Source organism: Microbulbifer maximicatervae (SeqCode) (assembly GCF_052467825.1).
In genome coordinates, this window is sequence record NZ_CP174327.1 from 2,072,374 (window position 1) to 2,090,000 (window position 17,627).

Annotated in this window: 13 protein-coding genes (1 of these 13 running past the window's edge); 10 read left to right on the forward strand and 3 right to left on the reverse strand. The window is 49.0% G+C overall.

The window, feature by feature from the left end:
• Window positions 1-9 precede the first annotated feature (9 nt).
• The gene (locus ACJJII_RS09240) at window positions 10-960 is read right to left on the reverse strand and encodes an outer membrane protein assembly factor BamD (RefSeq protein WP_444906458.1); all 951 of its coding nucleotides are present in this window, start codon (window positions 958-960) and stop codon (window positions 10-12) included.
• A 100-nt stretch (window positions 961-1,060) separates the two neighbouring features.
• Here ACJJII_RS09240 and rluD point away from each other — a divergent pair, with 100 nt between their 5' ends.
• The 5 genes from rluD (at window position 1,061) to ACJJII_RS09265 (ending at window position 10,144) form a co-directional block, all read left to right on the forward strand.
• Entirely contained in the window at window positions 1,061-2,014 is a 954-nt protein-coding gene (gene rluD, locus ACJJII_RS09245; RefSeq protein WP_413664317.1) for a 23S rRNA pseudouridine(1911/1915/1917) synthase RluD, read from the forward strand.
• Between the two features lie 75 nt (window positions 2,015-2,089).
• Window positions 2,090-2,857 (forward strand): peptidoglycan editing factor PgeF, encoded by a 768-nt coding sequence (gene pgeF / locus ACJJII_RS09250; RefSeq protein ID WP_444918942.1) that lies wholly within the window; start codon window positions 2,090-2,092, stop codon window positions 2,855-2,857.
• Window positions 2,858-3,142: 285 nt separating this feature from the next.
• Entirely contained in the window at window positions 3,143-5,746 is a 2,604-nt protein-coding gene (clpB, locus tag ACJJII_RS09255) for an ATP-dependent chaperone ClpB (protein ID WP_413664319.1), read from the forward strand.
• A gap of 207 nt (window positions 5,747-5,953) precedes the next feature.
• Window positions 5,954-7,060, forward strand: coding sequence for an efflux RND transporter periplasmic adaptor subunit (locus tag ACJJII_RS09260; protein ID WP_444914799.1), 1,107 nt, complete (start codon window positions 5,954-5,956; stop codon window positions 7,058-7,060).
• Between the two features lie 18 nt (window positions 7,061-7,078).
• Window positions 7,079-10,144, forward strand: coding sequence for an efflux RND transporter permease subunit (locus tag ACJJII_RS09265; RefSeq protein WP_444918943.1), 3,066 nt, complete (start codon window positions 7,079-7,081; stop codon window positions 10,142-10,144).
• A gap of 16 nt (window positions 10,145-10,160) precedes the next feature.
• Here the strand turns inward: ACJJII_RS09265 and ACJJII_RS09270 are convergent, their stop codons facing one another.
• Window positions 10,161-11,225, reverse strand: coding sequence for a helix-turn-helix domain-containing protein (locus ACJJII_RS09270; RefSeq protein ID WP_444918944.1), 1,065 nt, complete (start codon window positions 11,223-11,225; stop codon window positions 10,161-10,163).
• A gap of 255 nt (window positions 11,226-11,480) precedes the next feature.
• Between ACJJII_RS09270 and ACJJII_RS09275 the strand changes: the two genes are divergently transcribed.
• Together ACJJII_RS09275 and ACJJII_RS09280 are read left to right on the forward strand one after the other, a co-directional pair.
• Window positions 11,481-12,698, forward strand: a complete 1,218-nt coding sequence (locus ACJJII_RS09275) for a hypothetical protein (RefSeq protein ID WP_444918945.1) — start codon at window positions 11,481-11,483, stop codon at window positions 12,696-12,698.
• A 30-nt stretch (window positions 12,699-12,728) separates the two neighbouring features.
• Window positions 12,729-13,808 carry a DUF4785 family immunoglobulin-like domain-containing protein gene (locus tag ACJJII_RS09280; protein WP_444918946.1) on the forward strand — a complete coding sequence of 360 codons (1,080 nt, stop codon included), beginning with the start codon at window positions 12,729-12,731 and terminating at the stop codon, window positions 13,806-13,808.
• 32 nt (window positions 13,809-13,840) lie between these two features.
• Here ACJJII_RS09280 and ACJJII_RS09285 read toward each other — a convergent pair whose 3' ends face one another.
• The gene (locus ACJJII_RS09285; RefSeq protein ID WP_444918947.1) at window positions 13,841-14,308 is read right to left on the reverse strand and encodes a DUF4124 domain-containing protein; all 468 of its coding nucleotides are present in this window, start codon (window positions 14,306-14,308) and stop codon (window positions 13,841-13,843) included.
• A 451-nt stretch (window positions 14,309-14,759) separates the two neighbouring features.
• On the opposite strand from ACJJII_RS09285, the gene ACJJII_RS09290 reads away from it, so the two are divergent.
• The 3 genes in view from ACJJII_RS09290 to ilvC are tightly spaced (at most 22 nt apart) and all read left to right on the forward strand, a layout consistent with a single transcriptional unit that may run on beyond the window.
• Window positions 14,760-16,496 carry an acetolactate synthase 3 large subunit gene (locus ACJJII_RS09290; protein WP_444918948.1) on the forward strand — a complete coding sequence of 579 codons (1,737 nt, stop codon included), beginning with the start codon at window positions 14,760-14,762 and terminating at the stop codon, window positions 16,494-16,496.
• A gap of 11 nt (window positions 16,497-16,507) precedes the next feature.
• Complete coding sequence (gene ilvN / locus ACJJII_RS09295) at window positions 16,508-16,999, forward strand: acetolactate synthase small subunit (RefSeq protein WP_282934340.1); 492 nt, start codon at window positions 16,508-16,510, stop codon at window positions 16,997-16,999.
• Window positions 17,000-17,021: 22 nt separating this feature from the next.
• On the forward strand, window positions 17,022-17,627 hold the 5' portion of the coding sequence (gene ilvC, locus ACJJII_RS09300) for a ketol-acid reductoisomerase (protein ID WP_444918949.1). 420 nt of this gene lie beyond the right edge of the window; only the first 606 of its 1,026 coding nucleotides appear in the window; it begins with the start codon at window positions 17,022-17,024; its stop codon lies off the right edge, out of view.

Consider the following 17,627-nt stretch of genomic DNA (forward strand, 5'->3'; position numbering starts at 1 on the left):
AGTGATAAGTTACAGAAGCTCTGGAGGCAGGGGAGTCTCGTCCCGGTTGTATTCGGGATTATAGAGTTCCCGGCTGTCAAAGCCCCGCGGGTCAGATTTTTCAAACAGGCCCAGGGTAACCCTGTGCACTAGACTGCGGCCGCTCGGACCTTTGTAAAAGTCGTAGTTGAAAGTGCCATCTTCGTTAAAAGCGGGGTGCTTTGGATAGTTATTGCGCAGTACATCCAGGGCATTAGCCTCGAGATCTTGCATTTCCATCAAATGGTAACCTTGAACCATAACTGCCAGGGCATCGGGGATTGCGGGTGTCTGCTGGAAGTTTTCCACAATGTAGCGACCGCGATTGGCTGCTGCGAGGTAGGCGCCGCGCTTAAAGTAGTAGTTAGCCACGTGAACTTCATAGCGGGCCAGCAGGTTACGCAAGTGGATCATGCGCTTTTGCGCGTCTGGAGCGTAGCGGCTTTCAGGGTAGCGGGCCATTAACTGGGAGAAATAAGCGAATGACTCTCGAGCCGATCCTGGATCGCGACTGGTCAAGTCGGTAGGCATAAAGCGCTCGAAAAGGCCTGTGCCCTCAGTAAAGGAGGACAGGCCCTTCATGTAGTAGGCGTAGTCGACATTGCGGTGCTGGGGGTGTAGGCGGATAAAGCGGTCTGCAGCGGCGATAGCAGCATCGTTTTCATAGTTGCGGTAGTAGGCATAGATCAGCTCAAGCTGAGCCTGTTCCGCGTAGTTGCCGAATGGGAAGTTGTCTTCCAGGGCTCGCAGGTTTCTGATGGCAAGATCCCACTGGCTGGTTCGCAGCTGTCGCTGGGCCATCTCGTAGTATGCCTGCTCTGTACGTGAACCTGTGGGTAGGCCCACTTCCGAATCATCTGTGTTGGCGCAGGCAACCAATATTGCGGACACCAAGGCCAGCCACAGCATTTTCCAGGTCTGCATAGCCCCTCGCTCTATCATTCTTACACTCTACCTTATTAAACTACCCACCAGTATTAACCTGGCGCGTCGGACATTTAACCACAGTCGCGGAGCTGCCCAAAGTATTTGCAATTGATTGATGATTGAACACCTAAAACTAGATATCCAAGTTCCTGCCAATATGGCTGGTCGACGCTTAGACCAGGCCGCAGCCGAATTAATTCCCGATTTTTCGCGCGCGCGCCTCCAATCGTGGATCAAAGGCGGCCAGCTCACCTTAAACGGAGCCCCAGCTAAGGCCAAGGAAAAGCTCTTTGGCGGCGAGCTTATCCAGCTTCGCGCAGAGCTGGAACCCCAAGGTAGCTGGGCTGCCCAGGACCTCGACCTCAATATTATGTACGAAGATGACTGCCTGATGGTGGTCAATAAGCCCGCGGGCCTCGTAGTCCACCCCGCTGCCGGTAACCCCGACGGCACTCTGCTCAATGGCCTGCTTCATCACAATCCAGCCCAGGAGCTGATACCCCGAGCCGGTATTGTTCACCGGCTGGATAAGGACACCAGTGGCCTGATGGTTGTGGCTAAGACTTTGGCCGCTCAGACCCATCTCGTGGATCAATTAAAGCAGAGAACGGTGAGTCGACAGTATGATGCCTTGGTCCAAGGATATATCACCACTGCGGGTCGTGTTGATGCGCCCATCGGTCGGCATCGTCAAAATCGTCTCAAGATGGCTGTTTTGGACTTTGGCGGCAAAGAGGCGATCACTCATTATCGTGTACAGGAGCGTTACAGCGCTTACACGCTCTTACGCTGCAAGCTGGAAACCGGTCGTACTCATCAGATTCGGGTACACATGGCCCATATCAGGCACCCGCTCGTGGGAGATCCACTCTACGGAGGCCGCCCAAAGTTGCCTCCAGAGGCCTCGGCAGACCTTGTTGAAGCTCTCCAGAGCTTCCCTCGGCAGGCTCTGCATGCGGCTGAACTAGCTCTAGTACATCCCACCAGTGGACAGGACATGCATTGGTGTGCGCCAATGCCTGCTGACATGCAAGCACTGCTCGATCAGTTGCGCGCTGATGAGCCTTGAAGTACCGGTTATAAATTCGCCTGAGTACCTATCGCCGGTTCTCGAAAGGACAATTTCGCAAAGCAAGATATCTCAATGCCAAGTAACCACTACCTTATACCCGATTGGCCCGCACCCGCAGGGGTGAGGGCGGCGACGACGCTACGCACTGGGGGCCAAAGTTGTGGCCATTTCTCCTCCTTTAACCTGGCTGCTCACGTGGGGGACAAGGAGTCAGCTGTTACTGCCAATCGCCAACAGTTGAGAGGGGAGCTTGAGCTGCCCTCAGAACCGCAGTGGCTGGAGCAAATCCATAGCGACAAGGTAGTCGAGGCAAGTGATGACGCCTTAGTTCGAACCGCAGATGCCTGCTTTAGCATGAAAAGAGGTGTTGTCTGTGCCGTGCTAACCGCAGACTGTTTGCCTGTTTTGCTATGCGATAAGAGTGGTACCCGTGTAGCAGCAGCCCATGCCGGGTGGCGCGGATTGGCCGGTGGTATATTGCGCAACACCGTACGCGCGATGAAGTGTGATCCTGAGGAGTTGATCGTTTGGTTGGGCCCAGCGATTGGTCCGGAGGCCTTTGAAACCGGAATCGATGTCCTCGAGGCATTCTTTGAAAATGCAATTAGCAGTCGACACACAGAAAAAATCGCTAGCTGTTTCCGCCCACACACTAAGAAACCACTGCACTTTTTAACAGATATCTACGCCCTGGCTCGCGCGGAGTTGGCAGAGCTGGGGATTCGCGAGGTGTACGGTGGGGGGCTCTGCACAATGTCAGAACCTGAGAAGTTTTTTTCCTACCGCAGGGAGTCTGAAACCGGTCGTATGGCAACTTTGATATGGCGGGATAAAGACTGAACTGAATTTCTAGATGGCTTATTTTTTTTCTGTGTAAGCCATTCGATAATATTGGGGCAGCTTGGGCAATTACAAGGCTGGGCGTTGACTGGGCTGTAAAAAATTATAAGAGATAGATTTGCCGCAAAACCACTTTGCATAGAATAAATGCCGCTATTGATTTAAATCATTGAAAACCCTTCCTGCGCCCCTATTTTACTTGTCAGTACCATAGCGAATGTAAAAGGCAAATTAGTGCCACTATTGCAGCGCTTCTGAAAAAATCGAGTAAAAGAGGTTTCGTTCATGCGAATTGACCGAATGACAAACCCGCTACAGGCGGCATTTGCTGATGCGCAATCCCTAGCGGTAGGGCGCGACCACAATCAGATTTATCCCGAGCACTTGATTCTGGCACTGCTTAACCAGAACAACGGAAGCGTACCCGCATTCCTGTCACAGGCGGGATTTAACCTAAACGGGTTGCGCAATGACCTTGCCAAGCGGTTGGATAGCCTGCCGCGGGTGACTTCCCCCACGGGTGATGTGGGGATGTCCCAGGAATTAATGCGCTTAATGAATCTCACGGACAAGCGAGCCCAACAAAATGGTGACAGTTTTATTTCCAGTGAAACTGTATTACTGGCGGCTTTCGACTCTGCGGCGGGAGAGATTTCCAAAATCCTAAATGCCAACGGCGACATTAAACAATTAGAGGCGGCAATTCAAAAAGTGCGTGGCGACGAAAAAGTGGATGACCCCAATGCGGAAGAAGCGCGCCAGGCGCTGGATAAATATACTCTCGACCTGACCGAGAGGGCTCTGGCCGGCAAGCTTGACCCGGTGATCGGCCGCGATGATGAAATACGGCGGACGATTCAAGTCTTACAGCGGCGTACCAAGAATAACCCTGTACTAATTGGTGAGCCGGGTGTTGGTAAAACTGCCATTGTTGAAGGGCTCGCTCAACGTATCGTCAATGGTGAAGTGCCGGAAGGGTTAAAGGACAAACGTCTTCTTTCCCTGGATTTGGGGGCATTGTTGGCGGGCGCAAAATTTCGTGGAGAATTTGAAGAGCGATTAAAAGCGGTACTCAACGAATTATCCAAACAGGAAGGTCGCATTATTCTCTTTATCGATGAGATCCACACGATGGTGGGTGCCGGTAAAGCTGAGGGGGCCATGGATGCGGGAAATATGCTGAAGCCCGCTTTGGCCCGCGGGGAATTACATTGTGTCGGTGCAACCACTCTGGATGAGTATCGGCAATATATTGAAAAAGATGCAGCGCTTGAGCGGCGTTTCCAAAAAGTACTGGTTGATGAACCAACTGAAGAGGATACGGTTGCGATTCTGCGCGGATTAAAAGAACGCTACGAAGTACACCACGGTGTTGATATTACCGACTCTGCAATTATTGCGGCGACAAAATTATCTCAGCGTTACATCACTGATCGTCAATTACCAGATAAAGCGATTGATCTTATTGATGAGGCCGCCAGCCGGATACGCATGGAGATCGACTCCAAACCGGAATCCATGGATAAATTGGAGCGCCGTTTAATTCAATTAAAGATTGAACGTGAGGCAGTAAAAAAGGATACGGATGATGAGGCGACTAAAAAACGCCTGTCGAAACTGGAAGAAGAGATTCTACAACTGGAGCGGGAATACTCCGACCTTGAAGAGGTTTGGAAGGCGGAGAAGGCACAGCTTGCCGGCAGCCATGACCTCAAGGAAAAGCTCGAGCAGGCCAAGCTCGATATGGAGTCCGCACGGCGTGCAGGTGATCTCAATAGAATGTCTGAATTACAGTACGGTGTAATTCCACAACTTGAACAACAGCTTAAAAGTGCCGCTACCGCTGAAGCTTCTGAAGAACCCCGCCTGCTGCGCAATCGGGTTACCGATGAAGAGGTGGCTGAAGTGGTATCTCGCTGGACGGGTATTCCTGTATCTAAGATGCTCGAAGGTGAGCGTGAAAAGCTACTGCGAATGGAAGATGAGTTACACAAGCGGGTCATCGGACAGGGGGAAGCGGTGGAAGCGGTTGCTAATGCCGTACGCCGCTCGAGGGCGGGGCTAGCTGATCCCAACCGACCCAATGGCTCATTCTTGTTCCTCGGCCCAACCGGTGTGGGTAAGACGGAATTATGCAAGGCATTGGCTCAGTTCTTGTTTGACACAGAAGACGCCATGGTGCGTATCGATATGTCGGAATTTATGGAGAAGCACTCTGTGGCCCGACTGATTGGCGCACCTCCCGGATATGTAGGTTATGAAGAAGGGGGATACCTGACTGAAGCGGTGCGGAGAAAACCCTATTCTGTTGTGCTATTAGACGAAGTGGAGAAAGCGCATCCCGATGTATTCAATATTCTTTTACAGGTTCTTGATGATGGCCGCCTGACCGACGGCCAGGGGCGCACGGTAGACTTTCGTAATACCGTTGTCGTAATGACTTCAAACCTTGGTTCAGATTTAATTCAAAAATACGCCACAGCTGAAAATGGTGATGACCTGGACGCTGAAATTCGTTATCGACAGATGAAAAGTGCGGTGATGGAAGTGGTGGGGAACCATTTCAGGCCAGAGTTCATAAATCGTATTGACGAAGTGGTTGTTTTCCATCCACTGGATAAGGCAGAAGTACGCTCTATTGCCGAAATTCAGTTGCAACAACTTTGCCGTCGACTGACAGAGAGGGACCTGAAATTAGAGGTATCTGAAAGTCTGCTGGATAAATTAGCAGAAGTTGGGTTCGATCCCGTTTATGGTGCACGGCCATTAAAGCGTGCTATTCAGGTATGGCTGGAAAACCCGCTGGCGCAAGATGTTCTCGCCGGTAAGTTTTCCCCTGGAGCAACGATCCACGCGGATGTTGAAGGCGATAAAGCCGTATTCCGATAAAAAAGCACTTGGGGGTGCCATATAGTGCACCCCTAAACTCCCACCGATTCCTCACTCTCTCCATATCTATACTCACAGGTGCGCTAATCCGTTTGTTCGGATATTTACGTAGAGGGGCATCCCTCCGTAGCGCATAGTTTCCCTTGCAAGTATCAGTTTATAGTTTTTATTGACGACACCTTACGGGGGCCTGATATCAGTAAGCGTATGTTGCTAATGCTGCTGGGATGCCTTTTTCTCTTCGGCGGAATTTTTGCTTATAAATTAATTGGCAGGCATATGGTGAATCAGTTCATAGACAACTTAGCCCTGCCTGCGGCCACAGTGACTTCAGCAACCGCCCAGTTTCAATATTGGAAGGAAGACCTGAGAGGAATAGGCACCATTCGAGCTGTTAATGGTGTAGAGGTTACTACCGAAGCTCAGGGGGTTATCAGCGCTATTCACTTCAAGTCGGGCCAGCATGTTAGGAAGGGCGATTTATTGGCGGAAATTTTTGCTGAACCGGAAAAGGCGCAGTTGCAGGTGTTGGATGCAGAGCTTCGCTTGGCCCGTCGTAATTACGTGCGGATCAAGACTCTGCTGGGGCGAGGTGTAACAACCGAAGCAGATTTGGATAGCGCTCGCAGTACTTTGGACCAGGTGGTTGCCAATATAGAAGTTCAGCGAGCCAGGGTGGATCAGCGAGTCATCGTGGCGCCTTTTAGTGGAGTACTGGGAATTCGACAAATTGATCTTGGGCAGAATGTAAGCCCGGGGGAGTCTGTTGTTTCTCTACAGCAACTTGATCCTATTTTTGTTGATTTTTCCCTCCCTGAACAAAAATATGCCTTGGTTAAGGCTGGGCTTGCTATTCAGTTGACAACAGATGCTTTCCCTAAAAATACCTACGAAGGAAGAATTACTGCTGTTGACCCTCAGGTGGATAGTGCAAGTAGAAACTTTCTGATTCAAGCTACTCTGGAAAATCCCCAACACGATTTACGTCCTGGAATGTTTGCCCAAGTATCCGTAAAGATAAGTGCACAGCGAAAAGTGCTCGTCATTCCCAGAACCGCATTGGCTTTTGCTCCCTATGGGGTGGCGGTTTATGTGTTGGAGCCCGATAAAGATGGCGAGCATATGATCGCAGTTAAACGGTTTGTGAAAACTGGTGAGGAGCGTGGGGATCTAGTTGAAATTACACAAGGACTTTTGGTGGGGGACATAGTGGCTAGCAGCGGACTACTCAAACTTCGCAATGGAGAGAAAGCGGTTATCAATAATCAGAATCAACCCCCAGAAAGCGCAGACCCCACACCGGAAAATAGTTAAACCTGGAATTTATAGGTTGTGAATTTCACAGAGATTTTCATTCGAAAGCCAGTGTTGGCCTGCGTAGTCAGCCTATTTATTTTTCTATTGGGTTTAAGGTCGCTAACAGAATTAAATGTCAGGCAGTACCCGGAACTTGAAAATGCAGTTATTACAGTAACCACCGTTTATGTTGGTGCCGACTCAGATCTAGTGCAGGGGTTTATTACTACGCCGCTTGAGCAAGAGATTGCTACTGCAGATGGTATCGATTACATGGTCTCCACCAGCGTGCAAGGTCTCTCGACGATAAACGTTTATGTACGTTTTGATTACGATCCAAATGAAGTGTTAACTCAGGTCGTTGCCAAGGTAAATAAGCTGCGCAGTGAATTGCCTGATGAATCAGAGGATTCCAGCGTGGAAATGCAGCAGGGAGAAACCACTGCTGCAATGTACCTTTCTTTTTCCTCAAATATTCTCGCTAATAATCAAATTACGGATTATCTGACACGCGTTGTTCAACCTAAATTGGCGACTATAGCTGGTGTGCAGCGAGCTCGCCTTTTGGGTGACAGTACTTTTGCAATGAGAGTCTGGTTAAAGCCGACAGAGATGGCGGCATTGGAAGTCACACCTGCAGATATTTCTGATGCGCTTAGGGATAATAATATTCTGTCGGCAGTTGGTTCGACAAAGGGAACCCGTGTGGCACTGGAAATACGTGCGGATACAGATATTGCACGTCAATTGGATTTCCGCAAGCTAGTGGTTAGAGCCGATGGGGATAAGTTGGTTCGTCTAGGTGAAGTGGCGGAGATAGAGTTAGGAGCTGAATCCTATGACAGCTCTGTGACTTTTAACGGACAATCGGCCACTTTTATTGCTATTGAGGTGGCACCCGATGCGAACTCCCTTGATGTTATTAAAAAAGTACGCGAGGAGTTGGAGCAGAAAATTTTTCCACAGTTGCCAGAGGGTATGCTAGGCGAGATTCCTTACGACAGTACTGAATATATTCAGGACTCCATTGAAGAAGTCGTCAAAACAATTGTTGAAGCAGTATTTATAGTAATTTTGGTGATTTATTTGTTTCTGGGGTCAGTTCGCAGCGTATTGATTCCAGCAATTGCACTGCCGCTTTCTCTCGTCGGTGCATTCTTTTTAATGTTTTTAATGGGATTTTCCATCAATTTACTCACATTGCTAAGCATGGTTCTGGCTATCGGAATTGTTGTTGATGATGCCATCATTGTTTTGGAAAATGTCCATCGACATATAGAAGAGGGCTTGCCTCCAAAAGAGGCTGCGATCGTAGGGGCTCGAGAGTTGGCATGGCCTGTAGTGGCTATGACTACGACGCTAATTGCAGTGTATATTCCTATTGGTTTTCTCGGTGGTTTAACCGGGACCCTATTCATAGAGTTTGCATTCTCCCTAGCTGGCGCCGTATTACTGTCTGGAGTGGTCGCTCTTACTTTATCCCCCATGATGGCCTCGAAAATATTAAAGCCTCGCGATGGTGGAGGTACCCGGTTTGAAATTTGGCTGGAACGCCAATTTAATCGACTTCAGACGAGATTTGAAAAATCGCTCCATTCTTCTCTTGATGAGCGCCGAGTTATTTTGGTTTTCGGCTTAATTGTATTGATAAGTTGTTACTTCTTATTTGTGACGTCCCCTCAAGAGCTTGAACCTACAGAGGATAGGGGGCTTGTTCTTACAATTTCTACTGCCGATGCTTACGCAACTTTAGATTATGTTGAACAGTACAGTGGTGAACTTAATGTCATTGCTGATAGATTTACTGAGGTTGAAAATCTTTTTCTGCTTAATGGGGCGGGCACCTTCAGTAGTGGTGTTAATAATGCGGTAGCCGGGTTTGTTTTGGCTCCCTGGGAAGGGAGAGACCGAGATACGGAAAAGATGCAGGAGTTGATTAGTAGTGATGTTCAGCAAATAGCCGGGCTAAAAATAGCTGTAGTGGTGCCACCAAGTCTGCCAACTGCGGGAGGGCAGCTTCCGGTTGAATTTGTTATCGGTTCTACAGAGCCCATGGAGAATCTGGCATCGGTGGCAAGCGATATTATGACCCGAGCTCTTGAGAGTCGAAAATTTATTTTTCTCGATTCTGATCTGAAAATTGATAAACCAAAAATTGTAATAGAAATTGATCGTGATAAAGCGGCCAGTATGGGTGTGGAAATGGTGGACTTGAGTCGTGACTTAGGTGCGATGTTATCCGGAGCTTATGTCAACCGTTTTTCCCTGGATAATCGCAGTTATAAAGTTATCCCTCAAGTCGAGAGAGTTGACCGCCTAACCCCTGATCAGTTGGAGCAATATTATATTCGGGCGGTAAACGACAAGTTGGTTCCTGTGAGTACTTTGATAAGGCTCACGGAAACCGTTGAACCACAGCAACTAAAGCGATTTCAACAGTTAAATGCCGTCACTATTTCGGGTGTGCCACGCCCTGGAATTACGTTGGGTGAAGCACTGATGGTGTTGGATAATGCGGCAAAAGAAATCTTACCGGTTGAGTATTCTGTGGACTACTCGGGGCAGTCCAGACAATTCAAAACTGAAGGATCAGATTTGGTGGTTACCTTTTTCTTTGCCTTGATAGTAATTTATTTGGTGCTGGCTGCTCAATTTGAATCATGGCGCGATCCCTTGATTATGTTGGTCACCGTACCGATGAGTGTTTGCGGAGCGATGATTTTTGTCAGTCTAGGATTGACGACTCTCAATATTTACACGCAAGTGGGCCTGGTTACCCTGATTGGGGTTATTTCCAAACACGGCATTCTGATAGTGGAGTTTGCCAATAAGTTACAGCTCTCAGGGCTTGATAAGCGATCAGCGATTGAGCAAGCCACGTCAATCCGTTTGCGACCGATTTTAATGACTACCGCATCTCTGGTTTTGGCGATGGTTCCATTGTTAATAGCGTCGGGGCCAGGAGGAGGAGCAAGGTTTGCAATGGGCTTGGTAGTGGCGACCGGTATGACAATTGGAACGTTATTTACTTTATTTGTCGTGCCGGCGATGTATATGTATCTTGGGCGGAATTTTGAGGCGGAGGCTGTAGCGGCCTCCTGAGTTTCTTTACACTTATTTACGCTTCAAAAATATCTCTGTCGACATTGCTGCGACGGAACTCGGAAGGGGTGACTCCCTCATGTTTTTTAAAGAAGCGAGTAAATACCGCTCGTTCGGCAAAATGAAGTTGTACCGCAATACTTTCTACGGAATCCTTGGTTGAGAGAAGGAGTTTCTTGGTCAGAGATAGCGTAACACTGTCTTTAAGCTGCTGGAATGTTACTCCCTGTTCTCTCAATCTGCGCTGTAAAGTGCGGCCGCTGGTGCGGAAGTGGGCTGCGGCTTGTTTGATAGTGATTTCTTCACTGAGCAAGTGCTTCTCGAGCCAGGCTCGCAAACTGGCTGCCAGGTTATAGCTGGTCAAAGTATTGTGCAAAACTGCCTTTAAAATATTTCGGCTCTGGCTGCGAATGATTTTATGGTAACTGGGTATAGGGAAGTCCAGTATCTGGGAGCCCAGGATAATCGCATTTTCATCAGCGGAAAATTCAATTGGGCATTGGAAAATCCTCTTGTGGATAGAGTCATCCTCTGGCTTTTCACTGCGTAACTTTAATCCCCGGACCTCGGGAAACCTCGGGTTAAGAGTGCGCAAGAGATCTACTCCACGACTCATCAGCATTTCAGCAATAAAATGATTGACCGGGGCGCTAAAGAGTTCCTGCTGCCAGTTGAGTGTGAGTACTTCCGCATCGGCTTCCTGGTAGGTCTGGAACCGCAAGAGGGGGGCTAGAGTTTGTGAGAGTACAATTTCTGCAGGGCGAAAGATCTCCCTCGGCCGTCTCAAGGAGGGCTGAGCTTCGATAATAGTTTCTTCAAGCCAAAGCATAATTGGGAAGCGACTAAAGCTGAGACCTGGTGAAGTAACAGGGGATAGCGCCAGTATGCTTTCAATTAGAGCATTGAATTCACTGTAATTAAGCCATTCACTCTCTCCTGGATTCCAGCTAAATGAGAATGGCAATCGTTCAATTAGCGCCTCTGTGGGAATGCCGAGCCTGGCGGCGGCAACCACAAAGTAAGGCGCAAATATCTTGGGCACGCCGGCATGGCCGGACATATTTTTATTTTGGTCTCTCATGACTTACTGCCGTCCGGGTGGCGTTGCCGGCATCATAGCAAAGGCGCCTCAAAGCACGAGTATAAATTGAGGAATATGACGAATTGGTCGCTTCGCGTGGCGGATTCGACCCCCCTCTGGCGCCTTTAATCCTATTCCGAAATAGAGCGTTAAGGATAAGTTTTAGTCGTCTGCTGTACATTGCGTTATTCAGATTTTTTAAAACTCTTCAGTCACGAGAGTTACCACTTACTAAAACAATAAAGGAAAATAACAATGGCACTGTCTAAAAGGCTGGGTACAAGCCTGTCTATTTTTTTCTCGGCGATAATTGGAGCTTCATCAGCGGTAGCGGAAAACTGCTATATCCTGGTTCATGGACACGGAGTCGAAGGACACACTACAAGTGAAAGTAATGATGGGAGTTTAGTGCAGCCAGCACTGGACTATTGGAGTGAGGCGGTTTTCGACGAATATTCTAGCAGTGATTTTATTGAGCAATTGTTAGTTGATGGCGGCAATTACGGCGTTGTCGGTTATAACTCAACTGATGAAGGTGAATTTCCCTACTGGCATGATGAGACTGCGGGTGAAATTGCTCGTCAAATTATAGAGATCCGCTCTGGCCAGGGAGATCGGTTTGAACACGAAAACCAGTGCTCAGCAGAGGACACTTTCTGGATTATCTCCCACAGCCAGGGTGCCGCCCAAATGATGTATATCGCGGGTAACGCTGTTGAAGGATCTCCATACTACAATCGCGCCTACAACCAGTTCGATAGCAATACAGAAATTCAAGAAGTAAAAAAATGTTCCACGACTTGGTATGGCAGTAAATCCTGTAAAACGGTTGAAGAAGAAGTTCGAGTTGCCGGGCTTAACGAAAGCTATGCAGTGAGCGTTGATTTTGATGCGGCTATCAGCGGTGTTGCTGCAATATTCACCACAGGGGGAGCAATTACCGGTACTGAAGGCGTTGATCGGATATGTAATGGAAGCTGGTATGACGATTTGGTCAACGCACTATTTCTTGGGCGTGAGTGTTCGGCGGTTCGCTATATGCAGACTAATGATGTTTACACTGTGAGAAATTATGTGGGGACTAATCTCGGTGCGCCGGTGTACACCATTGGGGGTTATGCGGGCTTCCCAAGTGTGGAAAGTGCTACCTCCATGCTGCTGAATGGTGAGGATGACGGTTACATTAATTTGGCTTCGCAAATGAACTGTTCCGGATCTGCCAAGCGCAATCTGTGGTCAAATCTCAAAGAATATGAAACCCTGTTTGGAGTAGCTTACGGCAGCGCGATTTTCTCTTGTGACAACGACAGCAAAGGCACTGCTCGATCTTACAATTTGGCCAGTATCTATACAGATCATGATGCGCAGCGTAACGGTGGCATTCTATCCCCCGATTATGATTCTATTCCCGATGGACTGGATTGTGGTTCAGGAAAGAACAGCGCGGGTAGAATCTCAGCCTGCACGAATTAACTAAAAAAATAAAAGGCTTCGGAGGTATTGATGTCCACATCAAGCAAAGATCGCTCAAAGGCCCGGCTGGCAGGTTGGGGTGTACTGGCCGTAGTTACTGGATTGGTGGGTTACTGGGCCCTGACTGGTGGTGAAGAGGCGACGCCCGCTGTTGTAGCCAAAGCAAAAGCTGAAGAGCAATCTATCCGAAGCCGCAAGCCTGATAACGTCAAGCCGGCGGAACTGGAGCAAGAGGAAGAGGATCAGTCTGTAAAACTATGGAAGGGAATTCAGTCCCTGCCCAACAAGACTGAGTTACACGAATCCCTTCTCTCGGATCTGGCCCGCTTTCATCGCTATCCGCCAGAAAACCGAGCAATTAAAACTCCTGAGCAGGACCCGATTACTCAGACATTTGCGGTGGATGAAAGAACCACTCACAGTGAGGAAGGGGATTCTCTGACTATATGGACAGATGAAAAGTTTTATTTGCGTGGGGATACTATTCGGGTTTTTGCTTATCAGGCCGATAGTGATGGAGATCGGGTCAGTGCTGACCTGACTGCGCTGTTGGTTTACGAAGACCAAGAAGTCGTGGGTACCTTGGCTTTTAGTGATTCGGATGGAGACTTAGTCTACGAAGTATTGATGGAGGCGGGCTCCTTTAATAGCCAGGTACTGGAAGCGGGCATTTTTAAGGTCATTGTGGATACGGATATTGATGGTCTCCGAGATGCGGCAGCATTCACCCTATCTGAGGATACGGGAAGCTATACGGGCTCGTTGCGGGATTTCGTTACCGCCGATGGCAATTTATTAATTGAGGCGGAAGTCGATATCAGCAGAGAGGGGCGCTACTATTTTCAGGGCTCCCTTTATAACGATGAGCAATCCCCGATAGGCACAACGCAAAATGCTCTTGAGTTAACGGCGGGGCGGCACTGGGTTCCCCTGGAGTTTTACGGGCTCTTAATTCGCGATGCCGGGCAGGACGGCCCCTATCTGGTGAAGCAATTGAGTATTGCCAGGGTGACGGTACCTATGGCCAGGGATAGTGCTTTTGAACCAGGCTATTACACTGAACGCTATAGCCTGGATCAATTTACTGATAGTCCCTATCAGGAGTTTTAAGGAGGTGATTTAGTCGTGGGCAAGAGAAGGAGCTAACAATTTTCTTGTACACCTTTTCTTGCTTTCGATATACGATCTTGTCGTTCCTCTTCACTCAGTCTTCGATGGTTGCCATTCTCATCCACCGCAGTGATTCTTGTATTTGTCGTAAGAGTAGACAGGTCCTTTTGGTGCGCCTTGCATAGTTTTGAGCGCATAGCTGCTTCTGCTTTATTGATTTGCGCTTGTGTTTTCTGCCGAAGGATGTCCTCTTGATCTTGCTTTGCCCTTGAAAATTTTAGGGGTGCTGTCGGATTTTCACTTGGGGCTACTATATCATTCTGCTTTTCCCAGTTTTTATAGCGCTCTGGCTTAGGCTTTTTAATCACGTGTACCTGAGTATCACCTGGAGGCTGCTCTCCATAATGGACAACACCATTTTCATCTACCCATTTATAGATGCCGTCGGCTTGAGCGGTCGTAGCTGTTACTGCAATCAATAGCGCCAGTAAGATGCGCATGGTGCTTACCCCTTTTGTTGATGTTCCTTCCGTCCCCTTATTGTACCGGTACTGGCGGGTTTTCCTGTAACTGTCTTAACACTTTCGCAGACACCTATTGACAGCTAGGACTCAATTGGCAAAATCGGGGGTTTACTCAGTGACTAGATTTCACCGCAAACCCGTGGTTTTGAGTCTAACCCTGGTGGAACACCCTCCATCGAAATTCCACTGAGTGGCCCTCCCCACCCCTGGAGGCCTGCTAACCCCGTAGTGAACCTTTGTAGATTTACTTGGGGTTGGGTGTTTATGCGCGATCAGTTCATCCTAAAAATCGGCAGCTAAACACGCAACAGGCTGATATTTGTCACCATTTTCCCCTATAATTGCTGCCTGGCATTCTTGCTAGTAGGCGTTTTATACATTTTCGGTGATGGCTATCCTATAAAACAGGAAAATTGAGGAGACTCAAGTGGAATTACTTTCCGGCGGCGATATGTTGGTTCGCGCGCTGCAGGATGAAGGGGTGGATCTGATTTTTGGATACCCGGGCGGCTCAGCGTTACATATCTATGATGCTATTTTTCGGCAGAAGTCGATTAAGCATATTCTCGTGCGCCACGAGCAGGGTGCGACCCATGCTGCCGATGGCTATGCGCGGTCTACTGGTAAGGCGGGTGTGGTACTGGTGACGTCTGGTCCCGGTGCTACGAACGCGATTACTGGCATCGCAACGGCCTATATGGATTCTATCCCTATGGTGGTGATATCCGGCCAGGTACCCAGGGATAAGATCGGTGAGGATGCGTTTCAGGAAACAGACATGGTCGGTTGCTCGCGGCCGATCGTGAAGCACAGCTTTTTGGTTAAAAATGCTGAAGATATTCCTACGATCGTCAAAAAGGCATTTTTTATAGCCAATACTGGCCGTCCCGGTCCCGTAGTGATCGATGTTCCAAAGGATGTAACCAACCCGGCGGAGAGGTTCCCCTACCACTATCCTGAAAAATTGCGGATGCGCTCCTATACCCCAGCCGGTAAGGGGCATAGCGGCCAGATTCGCAAAGCGATTGCTATGTTGCTGTCAGCTCGCCGCCCGGTGATTTATGCCGGCGGGGGAGTGGTACAGGGGGGCGGCGCCGAGCTTCTCACCGAGCTGGCTAGAAAGTTGAACTACCCGGTGACTAATACCTTGATGGGGCTCGGAGCATTTCCTGGAAGTGACAGGCGTTTCTTGGGAATGCTCGGTATGCACGGCACTTTCGAGGCAAATACAGCCATGCATCACGCCGACGTTATCCTGGCTGTAGGTGCACGCTTTGATGACCGGGTGACTAATACTCCAGGCAAATTCTGCCCGGGTGCCAAAATTATTCATATCGACGTAGATCCGGCTTCGATCTCTAAAACGATTGTTGCCGATATCCCGATTGTTGGCACGGTCCAGGCTGTCCTTCGAGAGATGCTCGAAGCGTTGAAAGCCAGTGATGAGCAGCCGGATCATTCCGCGATAGTTGACTGGTGGCGCCAAATTGATGATTGGCGTGAGCGTCACGGACTCTATACGGCTCCTCGTTATCAGACTAATGGTGCTCTGATAATGCCGCAGGATGTGATCAAGGCGGTATATGACATTACTGAGGGTGATGCTTTTGTGACATCCGATGTGGGGCAACACCAGATGTTTGCTGCGCAATATTACTTGTTTGATAAGCCGCGCCGCTGGATTAACTCCGGTGGGTTAGGGACTATGGGTTTCGGCTTACCGGCAGCCTTGGGAGTGAAAATAGCTCACCCGGATAAAGAGGTTGTGTGCGTAACTGGCGAGGGAAGTATCCAGATGTGTATTCAGGAGCTTTCTACGGCTACCCAATATCATCTGCCAGTAAAAATCCTCTGCCTTAACAACCAGGCTCTCGGGATGGTGAAGCAGTGGCAGGAGATGCAATATGAAGGAAGGCTCTCCAATAGTGTTTACGAGGAATCGCTGCCTGACTTTGTGAAACTCGCCGAGGCATACGGTCACGTCGGGGTGAAAGTGGAGCGTCGTGAAAACCTACACAGCAAGTTGCAAGAAGCTTTTGCAATTAAGGATCGCACTGTATTTATCGACGTGTACGTCGACCCATCTGAGCATGTCTATCCCATGCAAGTGCTACCAAATGGCTCCATGCGTGACATGTGGCTGAGCAAAACTGAGAGAACTTAAAGGGTAGGGCGATGCGTAGAATAATTTCGGTTCTGATGGAGAATGAACCTGGGGCATTGTCCCGTGTTGTTGGCTTGTTTTCCCAGCGTGGCTACAACATTGAAAGCCTCACCGTGGCGCCTACTGAGGATGCGACTTTATCGCGTCTCACTTTGGTGACGATTGGTGACGATCACAAGATTGAGCAAATTACCAAGAACCTAAACAAGCTTATTGACGTTGTGAAATTGGTGGACCTCACTGAAGGCTCTCATATCGAGCGGGAGCTGCTATTGGTGAAAGTGCGAGCCAATGGTGCCCAACGCGATGAGGTGAAGCGCAGTGTCGATATTTTTCGCGGGCAGATCGTCGATGTCACCAGCAGTATGTACACGGTACAGGTGGCAGGAACTGGCGAAAAACTCGATGCGTTCCTCCAGGCGCTGGGGGAGCACACAATTATGGAAGTGGTGCGATCCGGAGTTTCCGGGATTGCCCGCGGTGAAAAAGTATTAAGTGTATAGAGCAAAAAGCAGGAATTGAGCGATGCAAGTTTATTACGACAAAGATTGTGACCTTTCTTTAATTCAGGGAAAAACAGTAGCCATTATTGGTTATGGATCTCAAGGTCACGCCCATGCCAATAACCTGAAAGACTCTGGTGTAGCGAATGTTGTTGTTGGGTTGCGCGAGGGGTCTGCTTCCTGGAAAAAGGCTGAAGACGCGGGCTTGAAGGTAGCTGAAGTTGTCGATGCGGTGAAAGATGCCGACGTGGTTATGATTCTCGCTCCGGATGAATACCAGGCGAATATTTACAAAGAGCAAGTTGCTCCAAATTTAAAGTCTGGTGCAGCACTGGCTTTCGCGCATGGTTTTAATGTGCACTTTGAATTGATTGAGCCACCAGCGGATGTCGATGTCATTATGGTTGCTCCCAAGGGGCCCGGCCATACCGTTCGATCGACCTACCTTGAGGGAGGCGGTGTCCCTACCTTGATTGCGGTTTATCAGGATGCGACAGGTAAAGCAAAAGACTTGGCGCTGTCTTATGCCTCAGCTAATGGTGGTGGCCGCTCAGGTATTATTGAAACCAATTTCCGCGAAGAGACTGAAACAGATCTCTTCGGTGAGCAGGCTGTTCTGTGTGGGGGT

Coding starts and splice junctions, on each gene's coding strand:
- ACJJII_RS09240 (WP_444906458.1), bottom strand. CDS start 960: ATGATAGAGCGAGGGGCTATGCAGACCTGGAAAATGCTGTGGCTGGCC.
- ACJJII_RS09285 (WP_444918947.1), bottom strand. CDS start 14,308: ATGCGCATCTTACTGGCGCTATTGATTGCAGTAACAGCTACGACCGCT.
- ilvN (WP_282934340.1), top strand. CDS start 16,508: ATGCGTAGAATAATTTCGGTTCTGATGGAGAATGAACCTGGGGCATTG.
- ACJJII_RS09280 (WP_444918946.1), top strand. CDS start 12,729: ATGTCCACATCAAGCAAAGATCGCTCAAAGGCCCGGCTGGCAGGTTGG.
- ACJJII_RS09260 (WP_444914799.1), top strand. CDS start 5,954: ATGTTGCTAATGCTGCTGGGATGCCTTTTTCTCTTCGGCGGAATTTTT.
- rluD (WP_413664317.1), top strand. CDS start 1,061: ATGATTGAACACCTAAAACTAGATATCCAAGTTCCTGCCAATATGGCT.
- clpB (WP_413664319.1), top strand. CDS start 3,143: ATGCGAATTGACCGAATGACAAACCCGCTACAGGCGGCATTTGCTGAT.
- ACJJII_RS09275 (WP_444918945.1), top strand. CDS start 11,481: ATGGCACTGTCTAAAAGGCTGGGTACAAGCCTGTCTATTTTTTTCTCG.
- pgeF (WP_444918942.1), top strand. CDS start 2,090: ATGCCAAGTAACCACTACCTTATACCCGATTGGCCCGCACCCGCAGGG.
- ACJJII_RS09270 (WP_444918944.1), bottom strand. CDS start 11,225: ATGAGAGACCAAAATAAAAATATGTCCGGCCATGCCGGCGTGCCCAAG.